Origin of the sequence: Zunongwangia sp. HGR-M22, from assembly GCF_027594425.1 — a bacterium.
Lineage (GTDB): Bacteria > Bacteroidota > Bacteroidia > Flavobacteriales > Flavobacteriaceae > Zunongwangia.
In genome coordinates, this window is record NZ_CP115159.1 from 649,821 (window position 1) to 664,066 (window position 14,246).

A 14,246-nucleotide genomic window follows, 5' to 3' on the forward strand; every position below is an offset into this window, starting at 1 on the left:
AAAAATTAGCCTTAGATTATCAAAAATCGATAATTATACAGGCTATGTTAAGCGAAGTTCAAATAACGAAGACAGTGATCTATTTAACCAATATTCTAAACATACAACATCCTTAATTAGACATTTTATAGGTCATCGATACGAGTTGGAGCGTTTTCATCCTTATAATCGATTAGTTTTTTGAAGAACGTATGTACATTTTTATCTTTTGCAGCTACTTTTATAAAATAATGATCGCGATAAATTGAATATTCCTTGGCTTTTCCTTTGTAGATTTTTAGCTTCCAGAAAGGAATTACTAAGGCATAAGTTTCTAAAATTGCTCGAAATCTTACAATAATTCCGTTAGGCCTTATTTCGATATTGCAAGTATTGGTGTTGTTATCCAAAACAAGTAAGTTATGAATATCAATACTTACAGAAGTTATTTTTAATCGAGGCGATCCACTGCCTTTAAGTTTAAATCGATCTCTTAGTGTTAGTGTTTTGCCAACTTCGCGGTCGATTTTCTCTTTAATTTCAGGCTTATTGTAAGAAATATTCAATAACATCTGTTTTTCTTCAAAAGATAAGAAACTTCTCTTAGTTTTCGGCCAGTATCTTTGTATAGTTGAAATATAAGGATTTGCTATGCTAAGCCTTAGTAAAAAGGGCATTTTCTGTTATCTTTGCAGCGATTTTAAAAGTATTATAGAGAGAAATTGCTTCCCAATAAATCTGGGATTATAATATAAAAGCTCACTTAGTGAGTTAAAAACGCTATAAAATGAATATTCAGGAAATGCTTACTGCTTACGTTAAAGAAGCGGTGCAAAATGTTTACGATGTAAGTCTAGAAACGGTAGAATTTCAGCCAACAAGAAAAGATTTTGAGGGCGATATTACCGTAGTTTGCTTCCCGATGTTGAGACAGGTGAAAACCAATCCTGTAAAACTTGGTGAAGAAATAGGGAATTACCTGCAAGAGCACGTAACTATTGTAAGCCGTTTTAATGTGGTAAAAGGATTTCTAAATATAGTATTTAATGATGCTTTTTATCTAGATTTTTTCAATGAGATTAAAAATGATCCTGAATTTGGTTTTGTAAAAGAGGTTGAAGATGCCAGAAAAATTATGGTAGAATATTCTTCGCCAAACACTAATAAACCACTTCATCTTGGGCATATTCGAAATAATTTATTAGGATTTTCGGTTGCTGAAATTTTAGAAGCTGCCGGAAATAAAGTCTATAAAACACAGATTATTAATGACCGTGGTATCCATATCTGTAAATCGATGCTCGCGTGGTATAAGTTTGCGGATTTAGGTAGTGATGGGAAAAGAGAAACTCCTGAAACAACGCTTGATCCTAAGTCAAAAAAAGGAGATCATTTAGTAGGGAAATATTATGTGCGATTTGATCAAAATCTCAAATCTGAAAAATTCAATTTTCAAGAGATATTATATAATACAGAAAGAAAAAAAAGGGGCTATGATTCTAGAGAGTTTCATTCAAATTTGAACTTTATAATAGAAACTAGTGAAAATATAATTATTGATAGCGAAGCTCATTATATAGAAACCAGAAATATTGAATCAAAATATGGATTTGAAAATGTTATTGAATTATTAAAATCATCTTCTTATAATTCTTTTGTTTCTAAAATTAAAAATGAAAGTATTAAGGACGAGAACGGGAATTACAATTTTTTAGAAGTTTTCAATAAGTTGAAGAACTTTTATTTAGATAATACACCACTGCTGAGAGAAGCAAGAGCTATGCTTCGAAAGTGGGAAGCCGGTGATAAAGATGTTGTAGAACTTTGGAAAACCATGAACCAGTGGGTTTATGATGGTTTTGAAGAAACCTATAAAGCGCTTGGCGTAGATTTCGATAAAAATTATTACGAAAGCGATACCTATCTTTTAGGAAAAGATGTGGTAAACAAAGGTTTAGAAAGCGGAGTTTTTTATAGAAAAGAAGATGGCAGCGTTTGGATAGATCTTACCGATGAAGGTTTAGATGAAAAAATTGTTTTGCGTAGCGATGGTACCGCAGTGTATATGACGCAGGATATTGGTACAGCAATACAACGTGTGGAAGATTTTGCTATTAACGGAATGGTTTACACCGTTGGTAATGAGCAGGATTATCACTTTAAAGTTTTATTTTTAATTCTGAAGAAATTAGGTTTTGCCTGGGCAGAATATCTTTATCATTTAAGTTACGGGATGGTAGATCTTCCTAGCGGAAAAATGAAAAGTAGGGAAGGAACTGTAGTTGATGCCGATGATCTAATCCTGGAAATGACTGAAACTGCGAGAACAATCTCTGAAGAATTAGGTAAATTAGATGGTCTTAGCGAAGAAGAAAAAGGCGAGCTTTACCAAATGATTGGTTTAGGAGCACTTAAATATTACATTTTAAAAGTAGATCCTAAAAAACGAATCTTATTTAATCCTGAAGAATCTGTAGATTTTCAAGGAAATACTGGGCCATTTATTCAGTATACACATGCAAGAATTCAGTCGATCTTAAGAAAGGCCGATTTTGATTATGAATCTCAATTAGTTTCAGAATACGAATTGCACGAAAAAGAGAAAGCACTTATCAAGCAAATTCAGCTTTACCCTGAAACAATTCAATTAGCTGCAGAAAATCATAGTCCGGCGCTAATTGCAAATTACACCTATGATTTGGTAAAAGAATTTAATTCGTTTTATCAAAATGTATCAATTTTGGGTGCAGAGAAAGATTTAGAGCGATACTTAAGAACTCAACTTTCTGGAGTTGTAGCTAATATTATTAAAACTTCATTTGGATTATTAGGAATCCAGGTTCCTGATAGAATGTAGATCAAAATGAAATAAAAATTTAAAAGAAAAAGGCTGAGATTATACAATTTCAGCCTTTATTTTTATGAAAAATTTCCATTTTCAGCATAAAATGAGTTCCAAAACAATTAGTGCGAATAAAAAACTTTTCACTTCAGTACCAAATCATTAAATTTGCAAATCTGTTACCAAAAATAACAGGAATCTTAAACCACAGGAAAGCCTATGTTTGATAATTTAAGTGATAAGTTAGATAATGCCTTACATGTCTTAAAAGGACATGGCCAAATTACTGAAGTTAACGTTGCAGAAACGCTTAAAGAAGTACGACGTGCTCTTGTAGATGCCGATGTTAACTACAAAATTGCCAAAGATTTTACTAAAACTGTTAAAGAGAAAGCACTGGGACAAGACGTTTTGACGGCTTTAAAACCAGGGCAGTTAATGGTAAAACTTGTTAAGGATGAACTTACTGAATTAATGGGTGGTGAGGCCGCCGGTGTTAATCTTAGCGGTGATCCTTCTGTGATTTTAATGTCTGGTTTACAGGGTAGTGGTAAAACCACTTTTTCTGGTAAGCTGGCTAACTATCTTAAAAATAAGAAAACCAAGAAACCTCTTTTAGTAGCCTGTGATGTTTACCGTCCTGCAGCGATAAATCAGTTGCATGTGGTGGGAGACCAGATTGGTGTTGAGGTTTTTAGTGATGAAGGGAATCAGGATCCTGTGGCAATTTCTAAAGCTGCAATTGCGCATGCTAAAGCAAACGGTCATAATGTAGTGATTATCGATACCGCAGGTCGTCTTGCTGTAGATGAAGCGATGATGACTGAGATTTCGAATATTCATACGGCCATCGAACCTCAGGAAACTTTATTTGTAGTGGATTCGATGACTGGTCAGGATGCGGTAAACACGGCCAAAGCTTTTAATGATCGATTGGATTTCGACGGAGTTATACTTACCAAATTAGATGGTGATACTCGTGGTGGTGCAGCGATTTCTATTAAATCTGTAGTAAACAAGCCTATTAAATTTATTGGTACCGGCGAGAAAATGGATGCGATCGATGTGTTCTATCCTTCTCGTATGGCCGATAGGATTTTAGGGATGGGAGATGTTGTGTCTCTTGTAGAGCGTGCACAGGAGCAATATGACGAAGAGGAAGCAAGAAAACTTCAGAAGAAAATCGCTAAAAATGCTTTTGGTTTTGATGATTTCTTAAAGCAACTTCAGCAAATCAAGAAAATGGGATCAATGAAAGATCTTCTTGGAATGATCCCTGGAGCAGGTAAAATGCTAAAAGATGTAGATATCGATGATGATGCTTTTAAAGGAATTGAAGCCATTATTCATTCTATGACTCCTGAAGAAAGAAGTACTCCAAAAGTAATCAACGCTAGCAGAAAAAAGAGAATTGCAAAAGGCTCAGGAACCTCTGTACAAGAAGTAAATCAGTTACTAAAGCAATTTAACCAGATGGGGAAAATGATGAAGATGATGCAAGGAGGTGGCGGTCGCCAAATGATGAATATGATGAAAGGAATGAAATAATACAGTATGCAGTCTCAGTAAGCAGTTGAAGCTCTAATAAATATTGGTATGGATTTTAAATCTTTAAAAGTATATCAAAAAGCTTTTTCTCTTGCGATGCGCATTTTTGAGGAATCAAAATCTTTTCCTTCGGAAGAGAAATTTTCTTTGACAGATCAAATAAGAAGAAGTTCAAGATCGGTTTGTGCTAATATTGCAGAAGCATATAGGAAACGAAAATATCCTAAGCATTTTGTAAGTAAGTTAACTGATTGCGATGCCGAAAATGCTGAAACACAAACCTGGATCGAATTTGCATACTCTTGTGATTATTTATCTGAAGATAGCTATGAAATAGGATGATTATTGAATTTTATGATACACAATCCCGGAAAGTTTGGCGCGGGAGATTAATCTGCCAACTGTTATTGCAAACTGATAACTGAAATAATGACTATTTTAGACGGTAAAAAAGTAAGTAACGATATCAAAAATGAAATCGGTGCTGAAGTCGAAAAAATGAAGCAGCGTGGTGAAAAAGTGCCACATCTTGCTGCTATTATTGTTGGAAATGATGGAGCAAGTAAAACCTACGTAAATAGCAAGGTGAAAGCCTGCGAAAGAGTTGGTTTTGAGTCTTCACTTTTCAGAATGTCATCTACCATTAGTGAAATCGAACTTTTAGATAAGATCGAAGAGCTAAACCAAAATGATGATATCGATGGCTTTATCGTTCAATTGCCATTACCACCACAAATCGACACGCAAAAGGTGTTAAATGCAGTAGATCCAGATAAAGATGTAGATGGTTTCCATCCAACAAACTTTGGGAAAATGGCGTTAGATATGACGACTTTTATCCCGGCAACACCTTTTGGCATTTTAGAACTTTTAGAGCGTTACGATATTCCAACTAAAGGAAAGCATACCGTGGTAATTGGTAGAAGTTATATCGTAGGTCGCCCAATGAGTATTTTGATGGGAAGAAGTGGTTTCCCGGGGAATTCAACTGTAACACTTACGCACGAATTTACTAAGAACATCACGCAAATCACCTCTCAGGCAGATATTATTATCATTGCCGTAGGAATTCCAGATTTCCTTAAAGGAGAAATGATAAAAGATGATGCTGTTATTATTGATGTAGGGATTACTCGTGTGCCAGATGATAATGCTGAAAAAGGTTATATCATTAAAGGTGATGTAGATTTCGAAAATGTGAGCAAAAGAGCTTCTTTTATAACACCCGTTCCAGGCGGAGTGGGACCAATGACGGTTTCTATGCTTCTTAAAAATACGCTATTGGCAAGAGAACGCCATAGAGTAAGAAATAGCGAAAAGCAGCTTTAATCAATGTAAAGTTTTAAAAGAAAAAAGCCTCACAAAATTTTGTGAGGCTTTTGCTTTTTAAGAAAAAACATTATTTAGTCTCTTCTAGCTTATAATCTAGATATTTGTGAATATCAGATTCAATAAATCGAATCGCAAAAGTGATTATCGCAAAATCATCAATATATCCCAATCCCGGAATAAAATCTGGAATCACATCTAATGGATTTAAAATATAAAGAAATGAAAATGCAATTGCTGCAATGGTAAACCAGGGAATATCTGTATACAGCCCTTTTCGATAATCGTTTAGCATAGCGTACATCAATTTACCGATTTCAGTATACTTTTTAAGCATTCCTGAATTAATTATCTTATCGGCAACTTCTTCCTGAGAGTTTGCTGCAACTTCAACATCACCCTCGTCAACTTGTACTACGCCTTCTTTAAAATATTCTTCATTTATTTCCTTTTTCTTTTTGCCGAACATATCAATTGAATTTTTTAGTTAGTAATTATCATTTATAAACGATCATTTTCATTACCGTATTCCTTTTTGTAGATCTGGAGAATTAATAAGAATAACGAAACTAAAAGAGGGCCAAATATTAATCCTATAAATCCGAAAATTTGAACACCAACAATAACTCCTATTAAGGTAATAAGTGTATGTACTTTAGCTAGCCGGTCTAAGACCATAATTCTAATTAGATTATCTGTAGATCCTACTACCACAACGCCATAAATCAGTAATGCGATACCTTGCCAGTTATCACCATTAGCAAATAATAGGATCGTGGTAGGAGCAATTCCTATCGCCGTGCCAATAAACGGAATCATAGAACCTATTGCTGTAATTCCGAACCAAAAAAACGGATCTGGAACGCCTAATATCAAATAACCTATAAGAGCAATTAATCCTTGTACTATGGCAACCAAAGGTATTCCTAATGCATTAGATTTTACTAATAGATTACTTTCTTTCGCTATTACGCTTAAATTTGCTTTTCCAAGAGGAATATAATCGATAAGTGCCTGTTTCATTTTCTCACGATTAATTAGCATGAAGTAAAGCATAAAATACATTAGTCCTACTGCCACAAATACATCGAACGTTCCACCCGCTAAATTTTGAAGTTTTTCTGAAATCCAGCTGGATATAGCTGAGGTATCAATAGTACCACTAATGTCGTAACCCACATATTCTTCAAGATGGCGTAACTGTTCTTTTAAAGCTGAGATTACCATCTCAGAATTATCAACAGCTTTTCCAATTTTCGAGGTAAGCATTATAATAATGCCACTAATAGGAATTAAAATTCCAATAAAAGAACCAAACATTAAAACACCGGCAGCTATAGATGGTTTCCATCCTTTTTTTAATAATTTCTCCATCCATCCGGCCATAAGTACATATAAAGTTATGGCACCTAAAATCCCGGTGAGATAAGGAACAAGTTCCCTAAAAATTAAGATTCCCAAAAAAAGGATAAGGAGTAAAACAAATAGTTGCCGCACTAAAGACGGCTTAAGTTTATTCATGTATTGGTTAGTTAGTATTGTTATTTATAAATAATAGTTTTTAGGTTGCAAATATTTGATCTTTGTTTCTAAATGCTTTAAATTCTAAAGCATTGCCGCAAGGATCTTTAAAAAACATAGTAGCCTGTTCGCCAACTTCTCCTTCAAATCTAATATACGGAGGTATGATAAAATTAATGTTTTTAGCTTCTAGCAAGCTAGAAAATTGCTCAAATACATTCCATTCTAATACAACACCGAAGTGCGGTACTGGTACAGATTTTCCATCTACGGGATTGATGTGTTCACTTGCTATATTCTCTTTTGGTTTATAATGGATTACCAATTGGTGGCCAAAGAAATTAAAATCTACCCAGTGATCACTGCTACGTCCTTCGCCACAGCCAAGAACTTCCCCATAAAATTTTCTACAGGCCTCTAAATCGTAAACAGGAATTGCAAGATGAAATGGTTGTACTTTCATATTAATTATTTCTAAGAGCTTCTATAAGTTCGTCTTTGGTCATTTTAGAGCGTCCATCAATACCCACTTTCTTGGCCTGCTCATACAAATCTTCTTTAGAGCGCTCTTCGTATTGTTTAGCTTTTCCTCCTTTTTCGCCAGAGTTTTCTGTATTTGCTATTCTTGCAGCCTTTTCCTGGCTGTAGCCTTTTTCACGAAGTGTTTCGTATTGTTCTTCGTTTTTTATTCTTTTCGCCATCTTCTAACTTTTCTATTAAATTTATAAAGATAAGCGAATTATTGTTGAGTATTTTCGCTAATTCTCTGTTAAGATTTTTTGCGAGGACGTTTTCCGGTAGATCTACTTTTGGTTTTAATTCCCTTAGGTTTCATATCTTTTTTTAATTCGGAAAGTTGAGAGGCTTCCTGGGTTTTTGAAGATGTATTTACAAGGCGATCAATTTCTTTAAGTTCTTCTTTAGTAATATGTCGCCATTTTCCAATAGGAATATCCAGTGGAACATTCATAATTCTAACACGTTTCAATTTAGTTACTTCATACCCCAGAAATTCGCACATTCTTCTAATCTGTCGGTTCAATCCCTGCGTAAGAATAATTCGAAACTCTTTTTCCCCCGTCTGCTCTACAAAACATTCTCTGGTTACTGTATCCAAAATTGGGATTCCCTTACTCATTTTTTTAACAAAATCTGGCTTAAGAAGTTTATTGACACTTACAATATATTCTTTCTCATGATTATTGCGGGCGCGTAGAATTTTATTTACGATATCACCATCACTTGTTAAAAAGATCAATCCTTCACTAGGTTTGTCTAAACGGCCAATAGGAAAAATTCGTTCAGGATAATTAATGTAATCAATAATGTTATTTTTCTCTCGTTTGGTGTCTGTAGTACAAACAATACCTATAGGTTTATTAAAAGCGATATAAACATTGGGCTTTTCCTTTTCTTCCGTAGCAATAAGTTGGCCGTCAACCTTTACTTCGTCCCCGGGGGCAATTTTGGTTCCCATTTCAGGAACAACTCCGTTTATGGTAACTCGTCCTTGGTCAATTAGTTTATCTGCAGCTCTTCTGGAACAAAATCCAGCTTCGCTTAAAAATTTATTAATACGGGTCAAATTCTCTTCAGCCATAGTAAAATAAGTGTTTTGCAAAGATACAAGATTAAGAATTGATGCTGTGAATTAAAAAAAATCAAAAAAAATTAAAACCAGGGCAACCTTTTGTAACTTTTCTGCGTCTATGTAAATAGAAGCTCTTTTGGTAATAATGATATGAAAAGTATCGGATATTAAAATTAGTAAGTGAAAGTAATTCAACTTTTTAAAAACGAATCTCAGCTTATAAAGCGGGCAGCGCAAAACAATCGCGAAGCGCAGCAGCAGTTGTATGAGAATCACTCTGCTAAAATGCTTAGTGTTTGCAGGCAATATGTAAAAGACATGCATTATGCTGAAGAAGTAATGCTGAATGGCTTTTTTAAAGTTTTTACTCACTTAGATGATTTTAAAGGAGAAGGAAGTTTTGAGGGATGGATTCGTAAAATAATGGTGAGGGAATCCATAAGTTTTCTTCGGAAGAAAAAAAGTTTGGAGTTTCCTGAAGATGAATTTGCCGGATATGGTGAGACTTCTAATAATATCGATGAAGCTTTGAGTGTAGCACACATCCAGCAGTTAATCGATAATTTGCCAGAAGGCTACAAATTGGTCTTTGTACTGTATGCTGTAGAAGGATATAAGCATCAGGAAATTGCGAAAATGTTGAATATTACTGAAGGGACTTCTAAATCTCAATTATTTAAAGCGAGAAAAATGTTGCAGGAAAAATTAACTAAAAAAGAGACAGGTTATGGCGCCAATTAAATTTGAAGAGCATGTAAAGGAGCGGTTGGAAGAGCGTCGTATTTCTCCGTCAGAAGGTAGCTGGGAAAAGCTAAATGCGCGATTAGATAAGAACGAAAATCAACAAAAATCGAATAAAAAATGGTGGTTAGGTATTGCTGCGCTTTTGGTAATTGCAATATCGATAGGAGGATTTATGCTGAAATCGGAGAGTGAAGATGTAGCACCGCAGATTGTTGAAAAACCTTCAGAAAAAGAAGTTGAACCTCAACAGAATTTCAGGATTACTTCCGAAGAAAAAAATGATGAAATAAGAATTGCTGCGGAAGAAACCAAAGCGAAGCCTGAAAAAACGAATAAAGCAAACGAACCTGAAATTGTTCAGTATAAATCAGATCAGATCTCAGAAAAATTACCTGTAAAAATGCAGGAAATACAAGTCGCTGAAACCGAATTGGAAATTCCGGAGAAAACAGAAGTAACGCCAAAAATCGATAAAATCAATCCAAATTTTATAAATCCATCTAAAGCTGAAAATGATTATATCGCACATAACGAAAAATTAATTCAGCAAAAATTAGAAGAAGTAATACGTTCTTTACATATTAATATGGAAGATTCTGTTACCGATGCTGAGGTTAATGCCTTACTATTGGCCGCCGCTAGCGATCTGGATCAAGATTACAAAAAGGAATACACCAATAAATACAGCGCCGAAGCTTTACTGGTAGAAGCAGAACGAGAAATAGAAAAATCTTTTAGAGATAAAATTTTCGATCTACTAAAAGAAGGATATTCTAAAGCAAAAAACGCGGTAGCACTCGACTAAATAACAATTTTTATCATCACCCAAATTTGGGGTCATTCATCAATCAGTTTTAGGATTTAATTCTAAGACACTAAAAACTAATACTTATCATGAAAACAATTATCATCTATTTCGCCTTTTTATTATCATCTTTTGCGATTGGTAGTTTAGAGGCTCAGGAAGAAAGCGAGCAAAAAGAGTTCAACTTAGATTCTGTTGCTCGTGTGCGAGAAATTAAAGAGCAAAAAATTAAAATAGCAACTCAGGAAGAGAAAGACAGACTAAAAAAGGAAATTGAAAAAATAAACAAAGATTTAGAAAGCGGTTGGTACGAGAAGGAAGAAGCGGAAAAGAAGAAAAAAGAAGCTGCAAAATTAGCTGCTGAAAATATTAGAAACCGTATCGCAATTATCGAAAATGAGGTTGATATCGCCGAGCGTAATAGAGAATCAGGGTCTTATTTAGAAATCACTTTGTCGAAGGGTAAAATAAATTTTGAAAGTGATAAAGACGATTATAGAATAGAAGAAAAGCGTACCAAAAATGATTTTGTGATCGCTTTTGGTTTTAATAATGCACTTGCCGATGGACAATCGATTAACGATTCAGATTTTAAATTGGGCGGTAGTCGTTTTTTTGAAATTGGTTGGGCATGGACCACCAGAGTTTTTGAAAATACCAACTGGTTAAGAATAAAGTATGGGCTGTCATTTCAGTTAAACGGATTAAAACCTACCAATAACCGCTATTTTGTTCAGGATGGAGGCATCACAAGATTAGAAGAATTTGAATACGATTTGGATAAATCTAAATTTAGAATGGATAACCTTGTAGTGCCTATACATTTTGAAATTGGTCCTTATGCGAATCGATCTACAGATGGGAAGAGAAGATTTTCTACAGAAGATCAAGTGAAAATTGGATTTGGTGGATATGCCGGGTTTAATATCGGGGAACGCCAAAAACTAAAGTTTAATGATGGCGATGATCAAAAAATAAAAGATAAAAGTAGCTTTAATACGAACGAGTTTGTTTACGGTTTAAGTGGATATTTAAGTTTTGGCGGTACAGCGCTTTATGTTAAATACGATCTAAATCCGATATTTTCATCCCCAAATATCGAATTGAATAATTTCTCTTTAGGACTACGATTAGATATGGACTAGTCCCTATATAATTTGTATTTTTGCAGACCTTATCGTTTTTCCGATAAGGTCTTTTTTGTTTTCTTTATTGGTAAAAATCCTTCAAAAATTATCCAAATTTGATTTCTAAAAGTACCATAGACAGTGTTTTTGAAACCGCCCGGGTAGAGGAGGTGATTCAGGATTTTGTTCAGCTTAAAAAATCTGGGACAAACTTTAAAGGTTTAAGTCCGTTTACAGACGAGCGTACCCCTAGTTTTATGGTCTCGCCGGTAAAGCAAATCTGGAAAGATTTTTCTAGTGGAAAAGGAGGGAATGTTGTGGCTTTTTTAATGGAGCACGAACATTTTACCTATCCTGAGGCCATAAAATATCTGGCTAAAAAATATGGGATCGAAATTGAAGAAACTCAACAGACCGATGAGCAAAAAGAACAGGCTGATGAGCGGGAAAGTATGTATCTGGTTTCTGAATTTGCCAATAAATATTTTCAGAAAATTCTGCATAAAACTGATGCGGGACAGGCAATCGGGCTTAGTTATTTTAAAGAACGAGGTTTTACTAACGAAACCATTAAGAAATTTCAGCTTGGATATTGTTTAGATGAATGGGATGCTTTTACCAAAGAAGCCTTAGCTGAAGGTTACAAACTCGATTATCTTGAAAAAACAGGGCTGTCTATCGTAAAAGGAGAACGACAATTTGATCGTTTTAAAGGCCGCGTGATGTTTCCTATCCATTCGATGTCTGGGAGGGTTTTAGGATTTGGAGGTCGAATATTAACTTCAGATAAGAAAGCGGCAAAATATCTCAATTCACCAGAAAGTGATATTTACCATAAAAGTAAAGTTCTTTATGGAATTTCGTATGCCAAACAAGCGATTGCAAAAGAAGATAATTGCTATTTGGTTGAAGGGTATACCGATGTTATTCAGTTTCATCAAAGCGGAGTAGAAAATGTAGTTTCGTCTTCAGGAACTGCTTTAACCACCGAGCAAATTCGATTAATTAGCCGGTTAACCAAAAATATTACCGTTCTTTTTGATGGCGATGCTGCCGGAATTAGAGCTTCGCTGCGTGGGATCGATTTGATCTTAGAACAGGGAATGAACGTGAAAGTTTGCAGTTTCCCAGAAGGAGAGGATCCCGATAGTTTTGCACGTAAAAATTCTGAAGATGAACTAAAAGAGTTCTTAGCTGAAAATGCGACCGATTTTATAAGTTTTAAAGCATCTTTATTAATGAAAGATGCTAAGAATGATCCCGTTAAAAAAGCTGGGCTTATTAGGGATATGGTAAATAGTATCGCTAAAATCCCAGATACAATTCAGCAGGAAGTATATCTGCAGGAATGTTCCAGGATTATGGATATTTCAGAAGATGTATTGTTTTCTACACTAGCACAGCTTACCAAAAAAGGCGAACAGGATCATAAAAGAACTGCCAAAAAAGACCAAAAAAGCTTTCAGGTTGTAAAAGATCTTCCGCAGCAAGAAAAGCAAACTGTAAGAAGAGTCGACGAGCTACATGTGCTCGAAAGAGGAATTGTAAGTGCTTTATTGCTCTACGGAAATGAGAAACGAGAATTTGAAGAAATGTTTCTTGAAGCAGATGAATCTGGAGAACCTGTGCTTAAAAGCGCTAATGTTGAAAGAAAAGTGTCACGAAAGATCTATCTAGATCTTCAGGAAGATGAGGTTGCTTTGGCGAATCCCGATTTTAGAGCTATTTACGAGCATTTGATCGAGTATTACAATCGAGATGAAAAAGTGGTCATCGAACAGTTTGTAAATGAAATTCCTCCAGAGAAAGCATCTATAGTTACCGATATTTTAATGGCAGAAGAACAATACCAGTTAAGTGATTGGATGCGACAGGATATTCCGGTAAAGTCTAAAAATGAACAAATAGATCGTCTTGTTTCAGAAACGATTCTGAATTTCCGTAGAATATTGGTGGTTAAGAAAATTAATTCTTTAATGGAGAAAACGAAAATAGTTGATGCGAGTATCGATAATTCTGAGATTTTAGCAGAAATATCAGATTATGCAGAACTACGCAAAACTATCGAAGAGAAACTAAACAGGGTAACCAGTTAACTTACATGGCAGGGTTTATCTGTAGTAATCGCGCTTGTTTTATAAGATCTGCAATATTATCGGCATCTAGTTTTTTAAGTAGACGCGCTTTGTATGTACTAACCGTTTTCTCGTTAATATCCAGCGCCTCAGCAATATCTTTATTACGCTTGCCAGAGCTAAGTAAATTTAAAACCTCTGTCTCGCGAGAAGATAATTTCTTAAATTTAGAAATTTGATGTTGCCCTGTAGAGATTCCGTTATTAAGCTTATAAGTGATTTCTTCATTTAGATAAATCCCGCCTCTGGTAACCTGTCTAATGGCATTGTAAACGATCTCAGCAGGATTGGTTTTAGAAATATAGCCTGCAGCACCTGCCTTAATTGCACTAAGTGCATACATTTCTTCAGGGTGGCAGCTAAACACCAGAATCTTGAGATGAGGATATTTTTGTTTTATCTGTCGCAGCGCATGTATTCCATTAAGTTGCGGAAGATCAATTTCAATAATTAAAACATCGGTTTTCTTATTGCTTAAAAAATCATACAGTTCGTTACCAGAGCCAACCTGCCCAATCACATTAATAAAATCATTGCCAGAAAGAATATGTTTTATACTTTCTGCAATAACAGGATGTTGATCTGCTACTAAAACTGTACTCATTTTAGATAATAGTTATTTACT

Annotated in this window: 15 protein-coding genes and 1 pseudogene; 9 read left to right on the plus strand and 7 right to left on the minus strand. The window is 34.8% G+C overall.

Features of this window, described 5'->3' with window-relative positions:
- Positions 1–125: 125 nt before the first annotated feature.
- Complete coding sequence (locus PBT91_RS02795; RefSeq protein WP_270061414.1) at positions 126–551, minus strand: hypothetical protein; 426 nt, start codon at positions 549–551, stop codon at positions 126–128.
- 215 nt (positions 552–766) lie between these two features.
- On the opposite strand from PBT91_RS02795, the pseudogene argS (PBT91_RS17595) reads away from it, so the two are divergent.
- From argS (PBT91_RS17595) to PBT91_RS02815, 5 genes and pseudogenes are all read left to right on the plus strand, one after another.
- A pseudogene (argS, locus tag PBT91_RS17595) lies at positions 767–1,420 on the plus strand (arginine--tRNA ligase domain-containing protein); the annotation flags it as partial.
- A gap of 78 nt (positions 1,421–1,498) precedes the next feature.
- Positions 1,499–2,836 (plus strand): arginine--tRNA ligase, encoded by a 1,338-nt coding sequence (argS, locus tag PBT91_RS17600; protein WP_333474257.1) that lies wholly within the window; start codon positions 1,499–1,501, stop codon positions 2,834–2,836.
- Positions 2,837–3,040: 204 nt separating this feature from the next.
- The gene (ffh, locus tag PBT91_RS02805; RefSeq protein ID WP_270060282.1) at positions 3,041–4,369 is read left to right on the plus strand and encodes a signal recognition particle protein; all 1,329 of its coding nucleotides are present in this window, start codon (positions 3,041–3,043) and stop codon (positions 4,367–4,369) included.
- Positions 4,370–4,417: 48 nt separating this feature from the next.
- The gene (locus PBT91_RS02810) at positions 4,418–4,711 is read left to right on the plus strand and encodes a four helix bundle protein (protein ID WP_270060283.1); all 294 of its coding nucleotides are present in this window, start codon (positions 4,418–4,420) and stop codon (positions 4,709–4,711) included.
- An 87-nt stretch (positions 4,712–4,798) separates the two neighbouring features.
- Complete coding sequence (locus PBT91_RS02815; RefSeq protein ID WP_270060284.1) at positions 4,799–5,698, plus strand: bifunctional 5,10-methylenetetrahydrofolate dehydrogenase/5,10-methenyltetrahydrofolate cyclohydrolase; 900 nt, start codon at positions 4,799–4,801, stop codon at positions 5,696–5,698.
- A 70-nt stretch (positions 5,699–5,768) separates the two neighbouring features.
- Here the strand turns inward: PBT91_RS02815 and PBT91_RS02820 are convergent, their stop codons facing one another.
- The 5 genes from PBT91_RS02820 to rluF all read right to left on the minus strand — a co-directional run bounded on the left by PBT91_RS02820 (position 5,769) and on the right by rluF (position 8,819).
- Positions 5,769–6,167: a YkvA family protein gene (locus PBT91_RS02820; protein ID WP_270060285.1), complete on the minus strand. Its 399-nt coding sequence runs from the start codon at positions 6,165–6,167 to the stop codon at positions 5,769–5,771.
- Positions 6,168–6,199: 32 nt separating this feature from the next.
- A complete protein-coding gene (locus PBT91_RS02825; RefSeq protein ID WP_270060286.1) occupies positions 6,200–7,219 on the minus strand; it encodes an AI-2E family transporter in 1,020 nt (339 codons plus the stop codon).
- Between the two features lie 40 nt (positions 7,220–7,259).
- Positions 7,260–7,682 carry a VOC family protein gene (locus tag PBT91_RS02830; protein ID WP_270060287.1) on the minus strand — a complete coding sequence of 141 codons (423 nt, stop codon included), beginning with the start codon at positions 7,680–7,682 and terminating at the stop codon, positions 7,260–7,262.
- A 1-nt stretch (position 7,683) separates the two neighbouring features.
- Positions 7,684–7,920, minus strand: a complete 237-nt coding sequence (locus tag PBT91_RS02835) for a DUF7218 family protein (RefSeq protein WP_270060288.1) — start codon at positions 7,918–7,920, stop codon at positions 7,684–7,686.
- Between the two features lie 68 nt (positions 7,921–7,988).
- Positions 7,989–8,819: a 23S rRNA pseudouridine(2604) synthase RluF gene (gene rluF / locus PBT91_RS02840; protein WP_270060289.1), complete on the minus strand. Its 831-nt coding sequence runs from the start codon at positions 8,817–8,819 to the stop codon at positions 7,989–7,991.
- Positions 8,820–8,990: 171 nt separating this feature from the next.
- Between rluF and PBT91_RS02845 the strand changes: the two genes are divergently transcribed.
- The 4 genes from PBT91_RS02845 (at position 8,991) to dnaG (ending at position 13,582) form a co-directional block, all read left to right on the plus strand.
- Positions 8,991–9,551, plus strand: a complete 561-nt coding sequence (locus PBT91_RS02845) for an RNA polymerase sigma factor (RefSeq protein ID WP_270060290.1) — start codon at positions 8,991–8,993, stop codon at positions 9,549–9,551.
- Positions 9,538–10,359: a hypothetical protein gene (locus PBT91_RS02850; protein WP_270060291.1), complete on the plus strand. Its 822-nt coding sequence runs from the start codon at positions 9,538–9,540 to the stop codon at positions 10,357–10,359. The genes PBT91_RS02845 and PBT91_RS02850 overlap by 14 nt, the downstream gene beginning before the upstream one ends.
- An 89-nt stretch (positions 10,360–10,448) precedes the next feature.
- A complete protein-coding gene (locus tag PBT91_RS02855; protein ID WP_270060292.1) occupies positions 10,449–11,504 on the plus strand; it encodes a hypothetical protein in 1,056 nt (351 codons plus the stop codon).
- Positions 11,505–11,602: 98 nt separating this feature from the next.
- Positions 11,603–13,582 carry a DNA primase gene (dnaG, locus tag PBT91_RS02860; protein ID WP_270060293.1) on the plus strand — a complete coding sequence of 660 codons (1,980 nt, stop codon included), beginning with the start codon at positions 11,603–11,605 and terminating at the stop codon, positions 13,580–13,582.
- A gap of 1 nt (position 13,583) precedes the next feature.
- Here the strand turns inward: dnaG and PBT91_RS02865 are convergent, their stop codons facing one another.
- The gene (locus PBT91_RS02865; protein WP_270060294.1) at positions 13,584–14,225 is read right to left on the minus strand and encodes a response regulator; all 642 of its coding nucleotides are present in this window, start codon (positions 14,223–14,225) and stop codon (positions 13,584–13,586) included.
- Positions 14,226–14,246 lie beyond the last annotated feature (21 nt).